Annotated in this window: 17 protein-coding genes; 10 read left to right on the forward strand and 7 right to left on the reverse strand. The window is 68.2% G+C overall.

Annotated features, from left to right (window positions below; genetic code table 11):
• Window positions 1–83 precede the first annotated feature (83 nt).
• From OHA77_RS21095 to OHA77_RS21105, 3 genes are all read left to right on the forward strand, one after another.
• The gene (locus OHA77_RS21095) at window positions 84–2,846 is read left to right on the forward strand and encodes a transglycosylase domain-containing protein (RefSeq protein WP_406311297.1); all 2,763 of its coding nucleotides are present in this window, start codon (window positions 84–86) and stop codon (window positions 2,844–2,846) included.
• On the forward strand, window positions 2,846–4,234 hold the full coding sequence (locus tag OHA77_RS21100; protein WP_406311298.1) for a glycosyltransferase family 87 protein: 1,389 nt from the start codon (window positions 2,846–2,848) through the stop codon (window positions 4,232–4,234). The genes OHA77_RS21095 and OHA77_RS21100 overlap by 1 nt, the downstream gene beginning before the upstream one ends.
• Before the next feature lie 65 nt (window positions 4,235–4,299).
• A complete protein-coding gene (locus OHA77_RS21105) occupies window positions 4,300–5,418 on the forward strand; it encodes a hypothetical protein (protein WP_326826581.1) in 1,119 nt (372 codons plus the stop codon).
• Between the two features lie 58 nt (window positions 5,419–5,476).
• Here OHA77_RS21105 and OHA77_RS21110 read toward each other — a convergent pair whose 3' ends face one another.
• On the reverse strand, window positions 5,477–6,235 hold the full coding sequence (locus OHA77_RS21110) for a deoxyribonuclease IV (RefSeq protein ID WP_326826580.1): 759 nt from the start codon (window positions 6,233–6,235) through the stop codon (window positions 5,477–5,479).
• Between the two features lie 96 nt (window positions 6,236–6,331).
• On the opposite strand from OHA77_RS21110, the gene OHA77_RS21115 reads away from it, so the two are divergent.
• Window positions 6,332–6,508, forward strand: a complete 177-nt coding sequence (locus tag OHA77_RS21115) for a hypothetical protein (RefSeq protein ID WP_326826579.1) — start codon at window positions 6,332–6,334, stop codon at window positions 6,506–6,508.
• A gap of 57 nt (window positions 6,509–6,565) precedes the next feature.
• On the opposite strand, the gene OHA77_RS21120 is transcribed toward OHA77_RS21115, so the two are convergent.
• Window positions 6,566–6,835: a hypothetical protein gene (locus OHA77_RS21120; protein WP_326826578.1), complete on the reverse strand. Its 270-nt coding sequence runs from the start codon at window positions 6,833–6,835 to the stop codon at window positions 6,566–6,568.
• A gap of 262 nt (window positions 6,836–7,097) precedes the next feature.
• Between OHA77_RS21120 and rpsF the strand changes: the two genes are divergently transcribed.
• From rpsF to rplI, 4 genes are all read left to right on the forward strand, one after another.
• Entirely contained in the window at window positions 7,098–7,388 is a 291-nt protein-coding gene (gene rpsF / locus OHA77_RS21125) for a 30S ribosomal protein S6 (protein ID WP_406311299.1), read from the forward strand.
• Window positions 7,389–7,463: 75 nt separating this feature from the next.
• A complete protein-coding gene (locus OHA77_RS21130) occupies window positions 7,464–8,024 on the forward strand; it encodes a single-stranded DNA-binding protein (protein WP_406311300.1) in 561 nt (186 codons plus the stop codon).
• A 132-nt stretch (window positions 8,025–8,156) separates the two neighbouring features.
• Entirely contained in the window at window positions 8,157–8,393 is a 237-nt protein-coding gene (gene rpsR, locus OHA77_RS21135; RefSeq protein WP_012895699.1) for a 30S ribosomal protein S18, read from the forward strand.
• Between the two features lie 13 nt (window positions 8,394–8,406).
• The gene (gene rplI / locus OHA77_RS21140) at window positions 8,407–8,853 is read left to right on the forward strand and encodes a 50S ribosomal protein L9 (RefSeq protein ID WP_326826575.1); all 447 of its coding nucleotides are present in this window, start codon (window positions 8,407–8,409) and stop codon (window positions 8,851–8,853) included.
• 82 nt (window positions 8,854–8,935) lie between these two features.
• Here rplI and OHA77_RS21145 read toward each other — a convergent pair whose 3' ends face one another.
• A complete protein-coding gene (locus tag OHA77_RS21145) occupies window positions 8,936–10,480 on the reverse strand; it encodes an APC family permease (RefSeq protein WP_406311301.1) in 1,545 nt (514 codons plus the stop codon).
• Window positions 10,481–10,591: 111 nt separating this feature from the next.
• The gene (locus OHA77_RS21150) at window positions 10,592–11,902 is read right to left on the reverse strand and encodes an MATE family efflux transporter (protein ID WP_406311302.1); all 1,311 of its coding nucleotides are present in this window, start codon (window positions 11,900–11,902) and stop codon (window positions 10,592–10,594) included.
• A gap of 338 nt (window positions 11,903–12,240) precedes the next feature.
• Here OHA77_RS21150 and dnaB point away from each other — a divergent pair, with 338 nt between their 5' ends.
• The gene (dnaB, locus tag OHA77_RS21155) at window positions 12,241–15,099 is read left to right on the forward strand and encodes a replicative DNA helicase (protein ID WP_406311303.1); all 2,859 of its coding nucleotides are present in this window, start codon (window positions 12,241–12,243) and stop codon (window positions 15,097–15,099) included.
• A 42-nt stretch (window positions 15,100–15,141) separates the two neighbouring features.
• On the opposite strand, the gene OHA77_RS21160 is transcribed toward dnaB, so the two are convergent.
• Window positions 15,142–15,654, reverse strand: coding sequence for a GtrA family protein (locus OHA77_RS21160; protein ID WP_406311305.1), 513 nt, complete (start codon window positions 15,652–15,654; stop codon window positions 15,142–15,144).
• 335 nt (window positions 15,655–15,989) lie between these two features.
• Window positions 15,990–17,279, reverse strand: coding sequence for an MFS transporter (locus OHA77_RS21165; RefSeq protein ID WP_406311307.1), 1,290 nt, complete (start codon window positions 17,277–17,279; stop codon window positions 15,990–15,992).
• A gap of 56 nt (window positions 17,280–17,335) precedes the next feature.
• Here OHA77_RS21165 and OHA77_RS21170 point away from each other — a divergent pair, with 56 nt between their 5' ends.
• Complete coding sequence (locus OHA77_RS21170; RefSeq protein ID WP_406311308.1) at window positions 17,336–17,902, forward strand: CGNR zinc finger domain-containing protein; 567 nt, start codon at window positions 17,336–17,338, stop codon at window positions 17,900–17,902.
• A gap of 54 nt (window positions 17,903–17,956) precedes the next feature.
• On the opposite strand, the gene OHA77_RS21175 is transcribed toward OHA77_RS21170, so the two are convergent.
• A complete protein-coding gene (locus OHA77_RS21175) occupies window positions 17,957–18,613 on the reverse strand; it encodes a TetR/AcrR family transcriptional regulator (RefSeq protein WP_406311309.1) in 657 nt (218 codons plus the stop codon).
• Window positions 18,614–18,647 lie beyond the last annotated feature (34 nt).

The raw sequence follows: 18,647 nt of genomic DNA on the forward strand, positions 1-18,647 counted from the left end.
CCCGCCAGGGACGGCGCCGTCGCTCGGATCCAGGCGCCGCTCCCCATGCAGTGCCCCCGTCCCAATCCTCCCAAACCGGTGACATGAGTGGAAGATCGCCCCAGGCGCAGCCGCAGGGGCGTTCGCAGGGCGTGGGTCCCGATCCCCGGGACTTCGGCCGCGCGCCTCAAGGCGGCGGACGGCCCCCGCAGGGCGCCGGCCGCGACCCCCGGGAGGCCGTACGGCCGCCGCAGGCCGGTGGATCCGCCCCGCGGGCCGGCGGGCAACCGCCCCAGGGCGCCGGGCGTGACTCCCGGGAGACCGGTGTGCGCCGGCAGGACACCGACCCGACCGGAGGCAGGCGCCCCGAGGCGGCCTTCGAGGACACCCAGGCCATGCTCGCCGCCCAGGCGAGGAGCGAGCGCGCCTCAGGCGCGGGTCCGGGCGGGCGGCGGCGGGCCCGGGGCGGGCGCGGCGCGGGCGGCCCCGGTCCCGGTCCCGGTCCCGAGGGACAGCCGGGCTCCGGCGGGCCGGGCGGCCCCGGCGGACGCGGGCCCGAGGACGAGGACGAGCCGGACGACCGCGGATGGAAGCGGTTCCTGCCCAACTGGAAGATCGTGGTGGCGAGCTTCACGGTCCTCGCGGCGGGCGTCTTCGGCATGATCGCGGTCGCCTACGTCAACACGCCCGTCCCGGCGAATGTGCAGGCGGACGCGGACGACCGGGGCAGTGTCATCTACTACGCCGACGGCAAGACGGCGATCGCGCGGATGGGCACCAGGCGCACCCCGGTGACGATCGACAAGATCCCCGACCACGTCCAGGACGCGGTGATCGCACTGGAGAACAAGACCTTCCGCACCGACAGCGGCATCGACTTCGGGGGCATCGCGCGATCGGTCTGGAGCACCGCGACCGGTGCGCAGCTCCAGGGCGCCTCGACCATCACCCAGCAGATGGCCCGTAACTACTACGACGGCCTCACCAAGGATGTGTCGGTCAAGCGGAAGGTGATGGAGATCTTCGTCTCCATCAAGATCAGCAAAACGTTGCCGAAGGACGAGATCCTCTCGCGCTACCTGAACACCATCTACTTCGGTCGCGGCGCGTACGGCATTCAGGCCGCCGCGAAGGTCTTCTTCGGCAAGGACGTCTGGAAGCTCACCCCGCCCGAGGCCGCCTACCTCGCCGGCCGGATCCAGAACCCGACCAGCTTCGACGTCCTTGAGCAGAAGGGCAACTTCGCCGCCACCAAGGAGCGCTACACCGCCGCGCTGCACAACATGGCGGAGATGAACCCCGGCGCGTACGGCAAGTACGCCGCCACCCCCTTCGAGAAGCTGAAGTTCGAGAAGGTCAAGGTCACCGAGCTTTACCGGGGTCTCCGGGGCTACATGCTCAACATCGTGGAGAAGGAGCTCGCCAAGAGCGGCATCACCAAGAAGGACCTGGATACCAAGGGGCTGAAGGTCTACACGACCTTCGACAAGAAGAAGATGGAGGACGCCCAGAAGGTGGTGCAGGCCCGCACCGCCAACCTGGAGCACACCATCCACGCCAGCATCGCCTCGGTGAACCCCAAGAACGGCCGGGTGGTCGCCTTCTACAGCGGCGACGACTTCCTGCACGGCTTCAACAACCGCGCGTTCGAGTCGCCCAAGCAGGCCGCGTCCGCGTTCAAGCCCTACGTGCTCGCCGCCTGGCTGGAGGCGGGCTACTCGCTGGACAGCTACGTCGACGGCGTCTCGAAGATCAAGATGCCGGGCACCACCGAGATCGGGAACTCCCACGTCGCGCCGTACGGGCCGATCAACATGGTGAAGGCGATGGCCGACTCGGTGAACACCGTCTTCGCCCAGATGGGGGAGAAGGTCGGCCTGGAGAACGTGGCCAAGGTCGCCAAGGAGGCCGGCGTCGGCGAGGAGGCCAAGAAGAACCCCGCCTACCGCGGCCTGAACGCGGTGGACTACGCGGTCGAGGAGCAGAAGTACCAGACCACCATCGGTGTCGCCTCGGTCACCCCGGTCGAGCAGGCCGCCGGTTACTCGATCTTCGCCAACGAGGGCAAGCACACCGACTGGCACACCGTCATCAAGGTGGTCGACCCCGACGGAGTGGTCATGGTGCGGGAGCAGCTCAACGAGCGGCAGGTCATCAGCCCCGAGGCGGCGGCCGACTCGATCGTCGCGCTCCAGGCCGTGGTCAAGACCGGCACCGGCACCGTCGCCAACCTCGGCGTGCGCCCGGTGGCGGGCAAGACCGGCACCAACAACTCCTTCAAGGACGCCTGGTTCGTCGGCTTCACCCCGCAGCTCGTCACCGCGGTCGGCATGTCGAAGGACGTGCCCTACAACAAGCCGGTCGGCGCGTCCGGAAGGCGCCCCCTCAAGGTCGACAAGTACGGCCAGCCCAGCACGAAGGCCAAGTCGGTGGCCTGGGCCGAGGAGCCGATGCCCTCCTTCATCGGCGGTGGCGGCACCCCGACCCAGATTTGGCACGACTACATGGCCCTGGCGACCGCCAAGGACCCGGTCGAGCAGTTCCCGCCGAGGGCGAACGCCGGTCAGCAGGAGAACCTGGCCACGCCCAAGCCGACGCCCAGCCCGACGCCGACGCCCGACCCGTTCGATACCGACGGCCCCGGGGACGACGGCTGGCCCGACGACACCGGCGACCAGACCACCACGCCCGACGACCAGAGCTGCGTGCCGGGGGACATCACCTGTGACACCTCCGGAGAGGACACCGGCGTGCCCGAGGACCTCGGTGGCGGCGAGGGCGGCGGTGACATCGGGAACGCCGGCGGCGTTCCGGACCCGGGGTTCGCGCCGGAGCCCAGGCCCGGGCCGTCCGGGCGGCGCCCCTGATGAAGAGTCTCCAGCCGGCTCCGAGCGCGTGGTCGGACCTCGGCGCGCGGGCGGTGCCGTACATCCCCCTGGCCCTGTTCGCGGGGCTGGGGGCGGTGCTCGCCTACCTGTGGAAGTGGCCCTGCCGCTTCGGCGGGGCGTGGGGCAACGGGACCCTGCAGTTCACGAACTTCTGCTACACCGACATCTATCCGCTGTGGTGGGGCGAGAAGCTGAGTGACGGCAAGGTCCCCTATCTCGACTATCCGGTGGAGTATCCCGTCGGCATCGGCGGGATCATGGAGTTCTTCCGCCGCATCGTCACGCCCATGCAGGACCCCGCGACGGCCTTCTACGACCTGACCGTGATCCTGATGGCCCTCTGCCTGGTCGTCGGCGTCCTGCTGATGGCCGCGCTGACCGGGCCCACCCGGCGCTGGGACGCGCTCTGGTACGCCCTGGCCCCCGCGCTGGTCCTCACCGCCTACATCAACTGGGACCTGGCCGCAGGCGCCCTGGCGCTGGGCGCGTTGCTCGCCTGGTCCAAGCAGCGGCAGTGGCTGGCGGGCGTCCTGCTGGGCCTGGCGATCGCCACCAAGTTCTACCCGCTGATGTTCCTGGGCCCGCTGTTCCTGCTGACGTTGCGGACCGGCAGATGGCGGCCGTTCCTCAAGATGGTCGGGGGCACGGCCGGGATCTGGCTCCTCGTCAACGTGCCGGTCATGCTGGTCGCCTTCGACGGCTGGAAGCGGTTCTACGTCTTCAGCCAGGAGCGCCCCGCCGACTGGGGCTCGATCTGGTACTTCTTCGGTCAGAAGCAGTGGCCGATCCTCGGTGACGCCGACCGGCTCGACATGCTGGGCGTCGTGTCGCTGGGCGCCTTCTGCCTGGCGGTCGCCGTTCTCACCCTGACCGCGCCGACCCGGCCCCGGCTGATGCAGCTCTGCTTCCTCACCCTGGCCGCGTTCATGCTGACCAACAAGGTGTGGTCGCCGCAGTACGTGCTCTGGCTGGTCCCCTTCGCGGTGCTGGCCCGGCCCAACTGGAAGGCGATCGCGCTCTGGCAGGTCGCCGAATGCTGGTACTTCTTCGCGATCTGGCTCTACCTGGTCGGCATCCAGCCGGGCAACGAGGCGCTGGGCATCAGCGGGGACACCTACTTCACCGCCGTGTGGGGCCGTGCGATCACCATCCTGATCATGATGGGGCTCGTCGTGCGCGACATCCTCAGGCCGGACGGGGACGTGATCCGGCGGGACGGGAGCGACGACCGGATCGGCGGCGTCTTCGACGGCGCCCCCGACCGTTTCCTCCTCACACCCTCCGGGTTCCGGCTCGGCCGGCTCCGGTCCGGTGCCCTGGCCGATGGCGATCCGGACGCCGGCCGCACGGAGCCAGCAATCCACTGATATTTCTCAACATCAGATATTCCCGACTGGCCAGATTGCTGGAGGATCCGCCACAATTCCACCGTATGACCACCCCCCTCGAACCTCCACGCGGCACCGCCATGGAGGCTTTGGCGCTCTGGCTGAGCTCCCGGCTGGGAATCGTCGTCCTCGCCGTCGTGGGGGCCGGAGCCGTCTCCGGGGGAGCGGCCGCCGTACCGTTCCTGGAGCGCTGGAAGCACTGGGACGCGCACCTTCTCATCACCATCGCCCAGCACGGCTACGGCGGGGACCCCGCCGCCGAGCCGGACAGGGGCCTGCCCGCGTTCTTCCCGGGGATGCCGTTGGCGCTTCGCGCGGTACATCTCGTGGTGGGTGACTGGACGCTCGCCGGGCTGCTCATCTCCTTCGTGGCGGGCGCCGTGGCGATGGCGGCGCTGGCCGGGCTCGCCGAGTTCGAGGGGCCGCCGGGAGCGGGCTGGCGCGCGGTGCTGGCACTGCTGCTCTGGCCGATGTCGGTGTTCCTGTTCGCCGGGTACAGCGAGGCCCTGTTCCTGGCCTTCGCGATCCCCGCCTGGCTGGCGGCGCGCCAGGGGCGCTGGCCGCTGGCCGCGGGTCTCGCGGCGGGCGCCTCCTGCATGCGGATCACCGGCCTGTTCCTGGCCTTCGCGCTGATCGTGGAGTTCTTCACCAGGCGGCAGCCCGTACGGCGGGCCGGCTGGCTGGTGCCGCCGTTCGTGCCGCTGGTGCTCTACTCGGCCTACCACTACAGCCGGAGCGGTGACTGGCTGGCGTGGAAGCACGCCCAGGAGGCCGGTTGGGGCCGGCACCTGGTGTGGCCGTGGGAGTCGCTGGTCACGACCTGGAACTCGGCCATGGCGGACGGACAGTTCGCCTGGGCGTTCCGGCTGGAGATCGCCGGAGCCGTCGTCGGGGTCGGGCTCGTGCTGGTCCTGCTCTACCTGCGGCGGTGGAGCGAGTTCGTCTACGTGGGGCTTCAGGTGGGCGCCCTGGTCTGCTCCGCCTACTACCTGTCGATCCCGCGCTCGGCGCTGCTGTGGTGGCCGCTCTTCCTGCTCCTCGCACGGGCGAGCACCCCCGGGGCGCGCTGGAGACGGTGGGTGATCGTCGGCTACGCGCTGGTGGTCGGCCCGCTGATGGCACTCAACACGCTGACTTTCATGAACGGTGCCTGGGTCGGGTGACTCTCCTTACCCACTCGTGGCGCGGAGTAATCCAGAAAAGTTATCCACAGGCTGTGGATCAAAGGTTCTTCCTGAGGAAGGCGATGTCCTCGGCCTGACCGGCGGACGGGGTCTCCACCACGATCGGCGCGTCCGCGCTCCGGCAGACCGCGAGGATGAGCTCGGTGTCGATCTGCCCCGCGCCGAGGTTGGCGTGCCGGTCCGCGCCCGAGCCCGCGGCGTCACGCGAGTCGTTGCAGTGGATCAGGTCGATCCGGCCGGTGACGGCCATGATCCGCTCGACCACGTCGGCCAGCTCCTCGCCGGCCGCGTGCGCGTGGCAGGTGTCCAGGCAGAAGCCCACGTCGAAGCCGTCGAGGGCGTCCCACAGCCGGGCGATGCGCTCCAGCCTGCGCGCCATCGCGTTGCCGCCGCCCGCGGTGTTCTCGATGAGCACCGGGACCGGGTGCTCCTCCAGGCGCTCGAACACCTTGCGCCAGTTGTCGAACCCCTGCTGCGGGTCGTCACCGGCGCTCACGTGCCCGCCGTGCACGATCAGACCCTTGGCGCCCAGCTCCGCCGCCGCCGCGAGGTTCGAGCTCAGCAGCTTGCGGCTGGGGATGCGGATCCGGTTGTTGGCCGTGGCCACATTGATCACGTAGGGCGCGTGGATGTAGACGTCCACGTCGGAATCCCCGATCTTCCGGGCCTCCTCGCCGATGACGGGGCCCTTCCAGCCCTGGGGATCGCCGAGGAAGAACTGCGCGACCTCGGCGTCGCGCGCCCTGGCGGCGGCCAGTGGGTCGTCTGAGTCGACATGGGCTCCGATACGCGGCATGTGTTCGAGCCTAGCCGTTTCGGGGCGCTTCTTCCGGGCAGTCGGACGGCGCGCCCCCCCATCCCGCTCCCCGGCGGGCTGACGCAAGGAGTTGATATGTACCGAAGAGGGATCAGCCTGATCGGCTTGATCTACATCCTGGTCGGCCTCTACGTGGCCTGGGTGTACGACTACATCACTCCCAAACTTCTGAGAGACGTCGCCGAAGCGCTGCTGGCGGTCTTCCTCTGGTTCCTCGTCCTCCTCGGCGTGGACCTGCGGATCGGCGGTTAGCGGCCCGGGCGTGGCCTTCCCGGCCCATGCCCCGCCGGTCTCGCCGGGCCGGTCGGCTCAGGGGTAGAAACCGCCGTGGTAGATGCCGAAGGCCACGCCCACGAACGAGGCCACGATGCCCACGATGTTCAGTGAGCGCTCCGCCGTGGTGGCCGAGACGTACTGCGAGAAGAGACCTCCGACGAATCCCACCACCCCGAACCAGGCGGCGATCGCGTGCGCGCTCGGGATGAACGCGGTCACGAAGGCCACCACCCCGCAGGCGAGCGTGACGACGCTCAGGATGTTCTGTACGGGGTGCCTCCGCCCGTCGCTGTTCAGCCTCATCCGGGACAGCCGGCCCCCGGTGGGTCGAGACGCGCGCGCCATCCCCCACCACCCCCCTTTTCCTTGTTAGGGAGGTGCCCGGCGAGGCGACCGCCCAACCCTTGACAGCCTGGTAGGCTGGCACGGCTGCGTTGCCTGGGCGTGTTAATGCCCGCCCTCCACCACGGTCGCCGAAATGGGCGTCCACGGTGAAAACGTCAGCGTCCTCCTGTCACGGCACGGTGTCGTGACCGCAAGAGTCCAGAGGAGGTTGGAAGCCAGCATGCGTCGTTACGAGATGATGGTCATTCTCGACCCTTCGCTCGATGAGCGTACGGTGGCCCCTTCCCTCGACCAGTTCCTCACGGTGGTCCGCAATGACGGCGGCAGCGTGGAGAAGGTCGACGTGTGGGGCCGTCGCCGGCTGTCCTACGACATCGCCAAGAAGCCCGAGGGCATCTACGCCGTCATCGACCTGACCGCCGAGCCCGCCACGGTCAAGGAGCTCGACCGCCAGATGAACCTCAACGAGGGCATCCTGCGTACCAAGGTCCTTCGCCCGGACGCGCACTAACTCCCGGCTTTTGTCGGACGTCAGCCGTACTCTGAGCCGATAACCAGCTAAGCCGCAGGAAGGGCAGCGCTAGCCATGGCAGCAGGCGACACCACGATCACCATCGTCGGCAATCTTGTCGACGACCCGGAGCTGCGGTTCACCCCCACGGGGCAAGCTGTGGCCCGGTTCCGCATCGCGTCCACTCCGAGGTTCCTCGACAAGACGACCAACGAGTGGAAGGACGGCGAAGGCCTGTTCCTGACCTGCAACGTATGGCGGCAGGCGGCGGAGAACGTCGCCGAGAGTCTCCAGCGCGGCATGCGGGTCATCGTTCAGGGACGGCTGCGTCAGCGGTCTTACGAGACCAAGGAAGGCGAGAAGCGCACGGTCTACGAGGTCGAGGTCGACGAGGTCGGCCCCTCCCTGAAGAGCGCGACCGCCAAGGTCAACAAGACCACCCGTCAGGGTGGCGGCGGTGGCGGCGGCTTCGGCGGCGGCCCTGCCAGCGACCCGTGGGCCTCCGCGGCGCCCGCCGCCCCCCAGGGTGGCGGCTTCGGCGGCGGCGGTGGCAACAACTTCGGTGGCGGCGGCGGTCAGCCGCAGGGTGGCGGCAACTTCGGTGGCGGCGACTTCAGCGACGAACCGCCCTTCTAGGCCTTCCCGGTCCTCCTAGACCCGGGTCCAGGCAGCCGTCCTCCGGGGCGGCCGGGGATCGCATCCCCACACCAGTCCATATCCGCAGCGACCATTCCCGCCTCGCGGCGGGGCTCTGAAAGGAGCACCACGATGGCCAAGCCGGCACTGCGCAAGCCTAAGAAGAAGGTTTGCCTGTTCTGCCATGACAAGATCTCCTACGTCGACTACAAGGACACGGCGCTGCTCCGGAAGTTCATTTCCGACCGCGGCAAGATCCGTGCTCGCCGGGTGACGGGCAACTGCACCCAGCACCAGCGTGACGTGGCGACCGCTATCAAGAACGCTCGTGAGATGGCGCTCCTGCCGTACATGAGCACCGCGCGCTAAGGAGGTCGGACAGATGAAGCTCATTCTCACCAGTGAGGTCACCGGCCTCGGCGCCCCCGGCGACATCGTCGAGGTCAAGAGCGGCTACGGCCGCAACTACCTGCTCCCCCGTGGCTTCGCGATCCTGTGGACGCGCGGCGGCGAGAAGCAGATCGCCTCGATCAAGAAGGCCCGTGACGCCCGCGAGATCCGCGACCTCGGCACCGCCAAGGAAGTCGCCGGTCAGCTCAAGGCCCTGAAGGTGGTCCTGAAGACGAAGGCCGGCGAGTCCGGTCGTCTCTTCGGCTCCATCACCACGGGCGACGTCGCCGACGCGGTCAAGGCCGCCGGTGGCCCCCTGCTCGACCGCCGTCGCATCGAGATCGCTCCCGCGATCAAGAGCCTCGGCTCCCACCAGGTCAGCGTCAAGCTGCACCCGGAGGTCTCCGCCGCCCTCGGTGTCGAGGTCGTCGCGGTCTGACCGCTCGCGTGACAAGGGCTCTTCCCCCGCCGGGGAAGAGCCCTTTCGGTATGACGGCCCGGTGCCCTCCGGATCCGGCCCCTCAGCGGCGATGCCGGCCACGGTTCTCGCCGTGGAGTTCGGAGGTGGGCGGGCCGGCCGGTGACCGGAGCCCGGCGAGCACGCTGTGGCGCCTGCCGTACGCCAGGTAGACCAGCACGCCGAAGGCCATCCAGGCGCCGAAGTACAGCCAGGTGATGACCTGGAGGTTCACCAGCAGCCACAGGCAGGCGGCGATCGAGACGATCGGCACGCCGGGGGAGAGCGGGACGCGGAAGCCCCGGGGCAGGTCGGGCATCGTCTGCCGCATTCTGATCACCCCGGCGGCCACGGCGATGAACACGGACAGGGTGCCGATCACGACCAGCGATTCGAGGGTGAGCACCGGCACGAACTCGGCCAGCAGGATCGCCAGAACGCCAAGGAGCAGGGTGATCCGGGTCGGGCTGTGATAGCGCCGATTGATCTTCGCCAGCGAACGGGGGATCAGCCCGTCGCGGGCCATGGAGAACATCACGCGGGTCAGGCCGACGAGCATCACCAGGATGACCGTGGTGAGGCCGAGAACCGCGCCGATGTTGATGACGTGCACCATGAAGCCCTCGCCCGCCTGGCGGAAGGCGTTGGCGAGCGGAGCCTTGGTGTCGATCCTGTCGTAGGAGATCATGCCGACCATCACCACCGCGACCGCGAGGTAGATGACAGTGGTGATCACCAGACTGCGGATGATCCCTCGCGGGACCGATCGGGGGGCGTCCTCGGCCTCCTCGGCCGCGGTGGCCACGACGTCGAACCCGATGTAGGCGAAGGCGATGACCGCGGAGGCGGCGAAGATGCCGAACCAGCCGAACGCGCTCGTCTGGCCGAAAAGGATGCCGAGCAGTGACGAGTGCAGGGTGTCCGCCGCCGTCTCGGCGGGAGCGGACGGCACCGGGATGGCCGAGAGGTTCCGCTGGTCGAAGTGGGTGGCGCCCACCACGATGACCGCGCCGACGGCCAACAGCTTGGCGATCACGATGATCCACAGAGTCCGCAGGCCGATCCGGGCGCCCAGTGCCACCACGGCCGTCAGCAGTACCAGGATCAACAGTGCGAACAGGTCGAACCCCTCGGCCTGGCCGGTGACGGCGGCCAGCGGGCGGGGCAGACGGATGTCGAGGTCGGCGAGCAACTGGGCGGCGTAGAGGGACCAGGCGCGGGCCACCACCGCCGCGGCCAGTAGGAACTCCACCAGCAGGGCCCAGCCGACGAGCCATGCCCACACCTCGCCGAAGATGACGTAGGTGAAGGTGTACGCGCTGCCCGAGGCCGGCATCGCCGAGGACAGTTCCGCGAAGCAGAAGGCGACGAGCAGGCTGGTGATCCCGGCGACCATGAAGGAGAGGATCACGCCGGGTCCGGCCATGGTGGCCGCCTGGCGGCCGGCGATGCTGAAGATGCCCGCACCGATCATGACGCCGACGCCCAGCACGATGAGGTCCATGCGGCCGTAGGCCTTGGGTAGTCCATGGCGCGCGCCGGTCCACCGTTCGGTGGCCTCACTCGGTGGCAGGCGGCGCACGATGGACAGAGATGTGCCTTTGGGCATGGCGCGACCCAATCATGGGGGTTAAACACCCGTATTGCCGGACTTGTCCACAGTGACGCAGGGGGTTGCGCCGGACAAGAGGTAGCCGATTACGTGGTGGACACCGCCTGGTCACGCACCGATCACCAGCCACGTACCGCCGTACGCGCGCAGTCCCAACGTGACCAACCGGGCCGCCATCCACACCCCGAGCGCCAGCCAGAGCGCCACCAGGCCGCTCCCGGCGACGATCACCAGGAGCACCGCGGGCAGGTAGGCGAGGGTCGTCCACAGCGCCGCCCAGGCGAGGTAGCGCTGGTCACCGGCGCCGATCAGCACTCCGTCCAGCACGAACACCACCCCCGCCATCGGCTGCAGGAGCGCTATCACCCAGAGCAGGTCGAGCAACGGCCCGGCCACCGCCGGGCCGACGTCGAACAGCGCGGGGACGAACGGCCTGGCCACGATCACCACGAGCCCGAACACCGCCCCCGAGCCGATCCCCCACATGACCATCCGCAGGGTCGCCGCCCGGGTCCCCGCCACGTCACCGGCGCCCAGGGTGCGGCCGGTGATGGCCTGTCCGGCGATGGCGATGGCGTCCAGCGCGAAGGCGAGCAGGGTCCAGATCCGCAGGGCGACCGTGTGAGCCTCGATCTGGTGGTCCCCCATGCGGGTGGCCACGGTCGCGGCGACGGTCAGCACCAGTTGCATGCACGCCGTACGGATGATCAGGGCGATCCCGGCCGAGCCCGCCGCCCGGATGCCCGGCAGATCGGGCCGGAGCCGTGCCCGGTGCCGCCCGAACACCAGGACGAGATAGACCGCGGCGGCGAGCGACTGGGCCAGCACCGTGCCCCAGGCCGAGCCGGCGATGCCCCAGCCCAGGCCCAGCACGAACGCGAGGTTGAGCAGTGCGTTGAGCGCGAACGACCCGACGGAGACCAGCAGCGGGGTCGTGGTGTCCTGCATGCCGCGCAGCACACCGGTTCCGGCCAGGACGAGCAGCATGGCCGGAACGCCCAGCAGGCTGATCCTCAGGTAGGTCACCGCCTGCCGGGCGAGCTCACCCTCGGCGCCGATCACCTGGACGAGGAAGGGCGCGAGCGGCCACACCACCGCGATGGCCGCCAGCCCGACCCCGACCGCCAGCCAGAGGCCGTCCACCCCCTGCTGGATCGCCCGCCGGGTGTTTCCCGCACCGATCTGCCGAGCCACCGCCGCCGTCGTCCCGTAGGCCAGGAACACGCACAGCCCCACCAGGACGCTCAGCACGGTGCTCGCCACTCCCAGCGCGCCGAGCGCGGGCGCCGGCAGGTGGCTGACGATGACGGTGTCGGTCAACAGGAACAGCGGCTCGGCGACGAGCGCTCCGAAGGCCGGTACGGCCAGCCGGAGGATCTGCCTGTCGTGGTCGCGAGCGGTGCTGGGGGTAAGAGGCACGGATCTATTGTGCCTCTTACCCCCGGTGCGACTCCAAAAAGGATCACCTGGACAGGGTGTGCCATGTGAGGAGAGTCTCGGCGTGTCGCCCCAACTTTCTTTTCTCCACAGGCGGTGGATAAAGATTTCGCTGGTCAGACGGTCTTTCCGGTCTGTGGAAAAGAGTTGTCCACAGGTATGTCCACAGGGTGTCCCCACATCTGGGGAAGAACCCCCTACCTTATCCACACCCTTGTCTACAGGCCGCGTTGCCACATGGTCCGGAGAGCGGCGAAACTGTCAGACTGGTCGGCTACAAATGGGGATAGCGCAACTGTGTTCGAAAGAGGGGGTGGGCGGTGAGCATCGCGGAGCCACCGGTGTTTGAGCCGGGATTCGAGCGCACCCCACCGAACAACATCGAGGCCGAGCAGTCCGTCCTCGGCGGCATGCTGCTGTCCAAGGACGCCATCGCCGATGTCGTCGAGATCGTGCGGTCGGACGACTTCTACCGCCCGGCCCACCAGATCATCTACGACATCATCACCGACCTCTACGGACGCGGCGACCCCGCCGACGCCGTCACCATCTTCGACGAGCTGCAGAAGCGCGGCGAGGTCGCCCGGGTCGGCGGCGGCGCCTACCTCCACACGCTGACCGCCGTCGTGCCCACCGCCGCGAACGCCGGCTACTACGCCAGGATCGTCCGCGAGCAGGCCATCCTCCGGCGGCTGATCGAGGCCGGCACCCGCATCGTCTCCTTCGGCTACGGCGGGCAGGACGAGGAGGTCGACGAGCTCGTCGACCGCGCGCAGGCCGAGATCTACAAGGTCACCGAGCGCCGCACCTCCGAGGACTACATCCCGCTGGCCGACATCATGCCGGGTGCCCTCGACGAGCTGGAGGCCATCGGCGGCCGCGGCGGCCAGATGGTCGGCGTCCCCACCGGCTTCCAGGACCTCGACGCCCTCACCAACGGCCTCCACCCCGGCCAGATGATCGTCGTGGCCGCCCGCCCGGCCATCGGAAAAGCCCTTGCTCTCGACACGCCACTCCCTACTCCGACCGGTTGGACGACCATGGGAGAGGTCCAGCCCGGCGACCATCTGCTCGGCGCCGATGGCAAACCGACACAGGTTGTCGCGGCGACCGACGTGATGCATGGACGCCCCTGTTACGAGGTGGAGTTCAGCGACGGGACGGTGATCGTCGCTGACGCACAGCACCAGTGGCAGACGACCACGCGTGCGAGCCGTCGTCAGAGGTCGGAAAACAAGCGCGCCCTCTACTGGTCGGTCGAATGCGTCGAGCGCGTCAAAGCCGCCTATGAGGCGTCCAGGGCCGAGCCGGACCGGTTGATCACATATCGGGAAGCCGTCTCCCTTCTCGGAGAGGGGTTCCGTAATGTTCTCCACGTTGTCCAGCAGGAGATCGGTTCGATGGGCAAAGTGCCGCAGCCTGTCACCGGCCCGGTTCGTAGCTATGCGTGGAGCGCCCCTGCCTACTCGCGTAGACGCCTCTTCGAAGAGTTGTATGCCCGAGTGCTTCAACCGATGAACGCCGCCACGACGGCCACTCATAGGGATGTTGTGACGACCGAGGAGATCGCAGCCACGTTGCGATGCACCTCGGCGGACAGGCGCCCCAACCATGCGGTCGCCGTGGCCGCGCCGTTTGCTCTAGACGAGCAAGAATTGCCGCTGCCGCCATACGCGCTCGGTGTCTGGCTAGGTGACGGTCACAGCGCCGGAGCTCGATTCACCACGGCCGACCCGGAGATCGTCTCCAACATCGAAGCGACGGGACTGCGGGTTGTCCGCACCACCGGAAACCTTGCTTACGCGATGGCATTTCCCCATGCGAAGCCTATGGAATCCCGGTCTTGCGTTGTCTGTGGAGCGTCGTTCACCCCCCGGACATCCCAGGTGCGCACGTGTGGTCGGTCGTGCGGAGGAAAAGCTCGTTTTGTATCAGAGCCAGTTCCGGCACCCGCTTGCTCCGACTGTGGTGGCCCGTCCAGCGGGCTGAGGCAGTGCCAGGCATGCCGGAACCATCACGGCACGGTGCAGGCCGTTCTGCGTACTCTTGGAGTTCTCGGAGACAAGCACATTCCCCGCTCCTACCTGCGTGCATCCGAAGGGCAGCGGCGAGCACTGCTGGCTGGGCTCCTGGACATGGATGGCTATGTGAACCGCAACGGCCAGATCCAGCTTGCCGTCACAAACAGGAGACTCGCGGAAGACGCCCTCGAACTCATCCTGAGCCTTGGCTATCGGGCCACCATGAGGACGAAGACCGTCAAGGGCAGGACGGTCGATTCCTCTACCTGCTACATGATCAACTTTACGGCGGCCGAGAAGGTGTTCCGCCTGACCCGTAAAGCTGCCCGACAGGTGACCGAGGCGCACCCTGCGACTCTCGTCCGATACATCGTGGACGTGAGAGCCGTACCGTCGATACCTGTGCGATGCGTGCAGGTCGACAATGCCGATCACATGTATCTTGCCAGCAAGGCATGTGTCCCCACCCACAACAGCACTCTGGGACTGGATTTCGCCAGATCTGCCGCTATCAAGCACGGTATGACGACTGTCGTGTTCTCGCTGGAAATGTCGCGTAATGAGATCACGATGCGTCTGCTGTCCGCCGAGGCCAGGGTGGCACTGCACAACATGCGGTCGGGCACGATGACCGACGAGGACTGGGCCAAGCTGGCCCGGCGGATGGGCGAGGTGGCCGAGGCGCCGCTGTTCATCGACGACTCGCCCAACATGTCGATGATGGAGATCCGGGCCAAGTGCCGCCGTCTCAAACAGCGCAACGACCTGCGCTTCGTCATCATCGACTACCTGCAGCTGATGTCCTCGCCGAAGAAGACCGAGAGCCGTCAGAACGAGGTCTCCGAGATCTCCCGGGCCATCAAACTTCTCGCCAAGGAGCTGGAGGTCCCGGTCATCGCGATCTCCCAGCTCAACCGTGGCCCCGAGCAGCGGACCGACAAGCGCCCCATGGTCAGCGACCTCCGCGAATCGGGCAGCATCGAGCAGGATGCCGACATGGTCATCCTTCTCCACCGGGAAGATGCGTACGAGCGCGAATCACCCCGAGCGGGCGAGGCCGACCTGATCGTGGCCAAGCACCGTAACGGCCCCACCGCCACGGTCACCGTGGCCTTCCAGGGCCATTACAGCCGCTTCGTCGACATGGCCCCCCACTAGGTAGGTCCGTGCCGGCGAGGATGTGGATCCGCGATTTCGCCATCAAGCCGCCTCGTCCGTGGAATCGGGAGTGGGAGCCAGTCGCACGCTGCCGGACTGGGCCTTCTCGTCGGGGAAGACCCACTTCCGAAGCGCCCAGAAGCGGAAGACCATGGCGATCAGCGTGCCGATGATCTGCGCGCTCATGAAGTCGGCGATCTCCTGGGTCGCCAGGCTCACATCCGGGGTCTCCAGGCGAAATGCGTACCGGGAGATCCATAGCGGCGCGGAGCTGAGCACTAGACCGACGCCACTGACCAGGAAGAACAGCGCCGCCTCGTGACGGCGCTCGCGGCCGCCCCTGGTCCGGAACGACCATTCGCGGTTCAACACGTAGGACACGATCGTCGCCACGAGCACCGCGATGATCTTCGCGGTCACCGGCTTCGGCTCCAAAATAGTCAGCTTCAGCCCATAGAACACCGTGTTGTCCACTAAGAACGCTGTTCCACCCACCGCCGCGAACTTCAGTGGTTCACGGTGCTTCAGCGCAAGTGCGTGCAGCGGTTCCGGCAATCTTGCGAGTACTGCGCTTACTATTCGGAGCACCCCCGATCTTCTCACCGGCCGAACACCCTGGTGACAAGATTTACGGACACGGCTTGTCCGGCTTTGCCATCATCAACCGGGTTCAACCCGTGGCGCCTACCGAGGCCGGGCACGCTTTTCTTAGCGAAGCACGACACCTTCTGAGGCTTCTGGAAGCACACGCCAAGTAATCAGAGTCGAGGCTCGAACCAGGCCGATTGCTCATCGGCCGGGGAGATCCGGGTGCTCACCTTCCCCGGATTTTTGGTGTTTCCGCAGGAGCCGATGCTCACCGAATCCCGGACCCTGCAGAGGACCTAGCGCTAGCGGGGCTCGGCCGCGAGTACGTCGCCGCGTTCGGCCCGCCGGGGGGCGACCTCCTCGATCGTGCGGACATGCCGGGCCGGGGAGAGCGCGACGGGCAGTGTCGCGAGTGCCATCAGCGCCGTTCCGGCGATCGCCGCGGTGACCGGACCGAGAATCGTGGTGAGGACGCCGCCGATCAGGGCGCCGATCGACAGCGCACCCCAGGAGGCGAGCCGGTAGCCGGCGTTCACACGGCCCCGGAACTCTTCGGCGACGGCGATCTGCCGGATGCTGGTCGACTGCGAGTTCGCGATTCCGATGCCGATCCCCGAAACCAGGAAGGCGGCGCCCAAGAATGGGAACGCCCCGGCGGGCACCAGCGCCGCACCGAACACGCCGAGCAGCGGGGCGGTGTTGCCGAGGACGAGGCTGATCAGCAGGGAGCGGCCGTACCCGTAGCGCGCCGTCAACCGGGCACTGGACACGCTGCCGACGAAGGCGCCCACGCCGCCGCAGGTCACGATGAGGCCGAGGATCATCGGCCCCGCCGCCGCGGCGTTGAGCACGTGGACCGCGAGGGCCAGCATGAAGATCTCATTGCCGAGGTTCCAGAGCGAGGCCTCGGCGGCGAGCGCGCGAAGGATCGGGTGCCGGAGCAACATGCGCAGGCCGGTCTTCGCCTCCGCGAGGGCCGACCGTCGCGCCGGTGCGCTCGGCCGAGACTCCGCCGGCCGTACGCGACTGATGAGCAGTCCCGACAAGAGGTAACCGAGCGCGTTCATGACGACGGCGATCGGCGCGGTGAGCGCCTGCACCAGCACTCCTCCGACCCCGGACCCCGCGATCTGGAGGGCGGACTGCGTCGCGGTGATCTTGGCGTTCGCGTCGATGAGGTGCCGCTCCGGAACGATCTGCGGCAGGAAGGCGAAGTCGGCCAGCTGGTACAGCACGGTCATGGTCCCGAGCACGGCCGTCGCTGCGACCAGCAGCGGGATCGTCAGCCGGCCTCCCAGCGCGAGGAGGCACACCATGACGAGCACCGCGCCCCGTACGAGGTCGGCGCCGATCATCAACGGCCTGCGCGCCCGGCGGTCGACGATGACGCCGAACCACAACGTGACGAAAAGGAACGGCGCGAGCATCGCGGCCCTGACCCATGACGCCTCCGCGGCCGTCGCGCCAAGGGTGATGAGGGCCAGCGAGGGCAGCGCGAGCTCGCCGATCTCAGCCCCGAGCCCGGACAGTGCCCCCGCGCCCCACAGATACCGGAACCGGTGGATCGACCACGCAGAAGTAACCGTTGTCATGAGTTTGAAGGTTAGCTAAATAACCATCATAAAAGCAATAAGGGTTACAATGAGGTATGCCTGACACAGAGTCGGCCCCGTCGGCCCCGTTGGTCTCCCCGGCACCCGGAGGGCTGGAATTCGTTCGCGCATTCGTGAACACCCGTGACATCGACGCCGGGACCGACCGTTTCGCCGAGCCCGCCTCATGGGCCGACTGGGCGGGTGGGCACGGCATCCAGGGCACGACGGACACCGAAGGGCTCGCGTGGGCGATCGCCCTGCGCGAATCCCTCCGCCAGGCCCTTCTCGCCAATCACGATCGGCTGCCGCTTCCCGCGTCCACCGCCTCGACCCTCACCGATGCCTCCCGCCGGTCCGGCGCCGGCATCGCGTTCACACCGGACGGCGTCGTCCTCGTCGACCACGGCGACGGCATGGACGCCGTGGTCAGCCGGGTCGTCGGCGCGACGGCGGCAGCACTGGCCGACGGGACATGGCCCCGCCTGAAAGCCTGCGCCAACGACGGTTGCCAATGGGCCTTCTACGACCACTCCCGATCCCGGACGGGCCGCTGGTGCTCGATGCAACTGTGCGGGAACCGTGTCAAACAGGCCCGCTGGCGAACCGGCCAGGCCACGTAGCCGCCCGTGTCACGATCGCGTCTCCGTGCAGGACCTGTAGCGGCTCGGGATCGATCAGCGTGGGGGCGCGAGCAGGATGTCGACGACATCGCGAAGCGGGCCGATCAGATCGTCGGAGGTCGCGTCGCGCAGGGGCTGCAGACCGACGGCGGACCGTACGACAGCGACGCCGACGCCCAGCGCGACCACGAGCTCCGCCCTCAGCAGGCGTTCGTCGTCGTCCTGCCCCCCTTGCGTGCCCGAGGCCTCGAGCACCTGTCGGCTGAAATCCTGCAAGGCCTGCCTGCGCAGGCTGTCCACCCGCTCGTCGCCGGAGATGCGCAACAACATCAGCACCGGGTGCTCGCCGGATTCCGGCCAGGCGCCGGCCGACAACTGGTGGCTGAGGGCCTCTGCGAGGGCGGCACGGTCTCGGGGGAACTCGCCCGCACCCCCCAGGGATCGGGGTGCGGACGCCAGCGCCGCTTTGAACAAGCCTTCCTTCGAGTCGAAGTACCGCTTGATGAGGGCGAGGTTGACCCCGACGTCCGCGGCGACGTCCCGGAGCGTCGTGCGGTCGTACCCAAGGCGGATGAACCGGCTGTGCGCGGCCTGCAGGAGCGCCTCACGGGTCGCCACCGCGTCCCGCCGCCGGCGACCTCCGGCGGGCTGCCCGGCGGTACGCGGATCGGCGGCGTCGTCCGGAGATCCGTTGGTTTTTCCCGTCGTCACCGGCGACCTCCCTCACGAGTCGTCCCGCACGAAA

Origin of the sequence: Streptosporangium sp. NBC_01639, assembly GCF_045209755.1 — a bacterium.
Lineage (GTDB): Bacteria > Actinomycetota > Actinomycetes > Streptosporangiales > Streptosporangiaceae > Streptosporangium.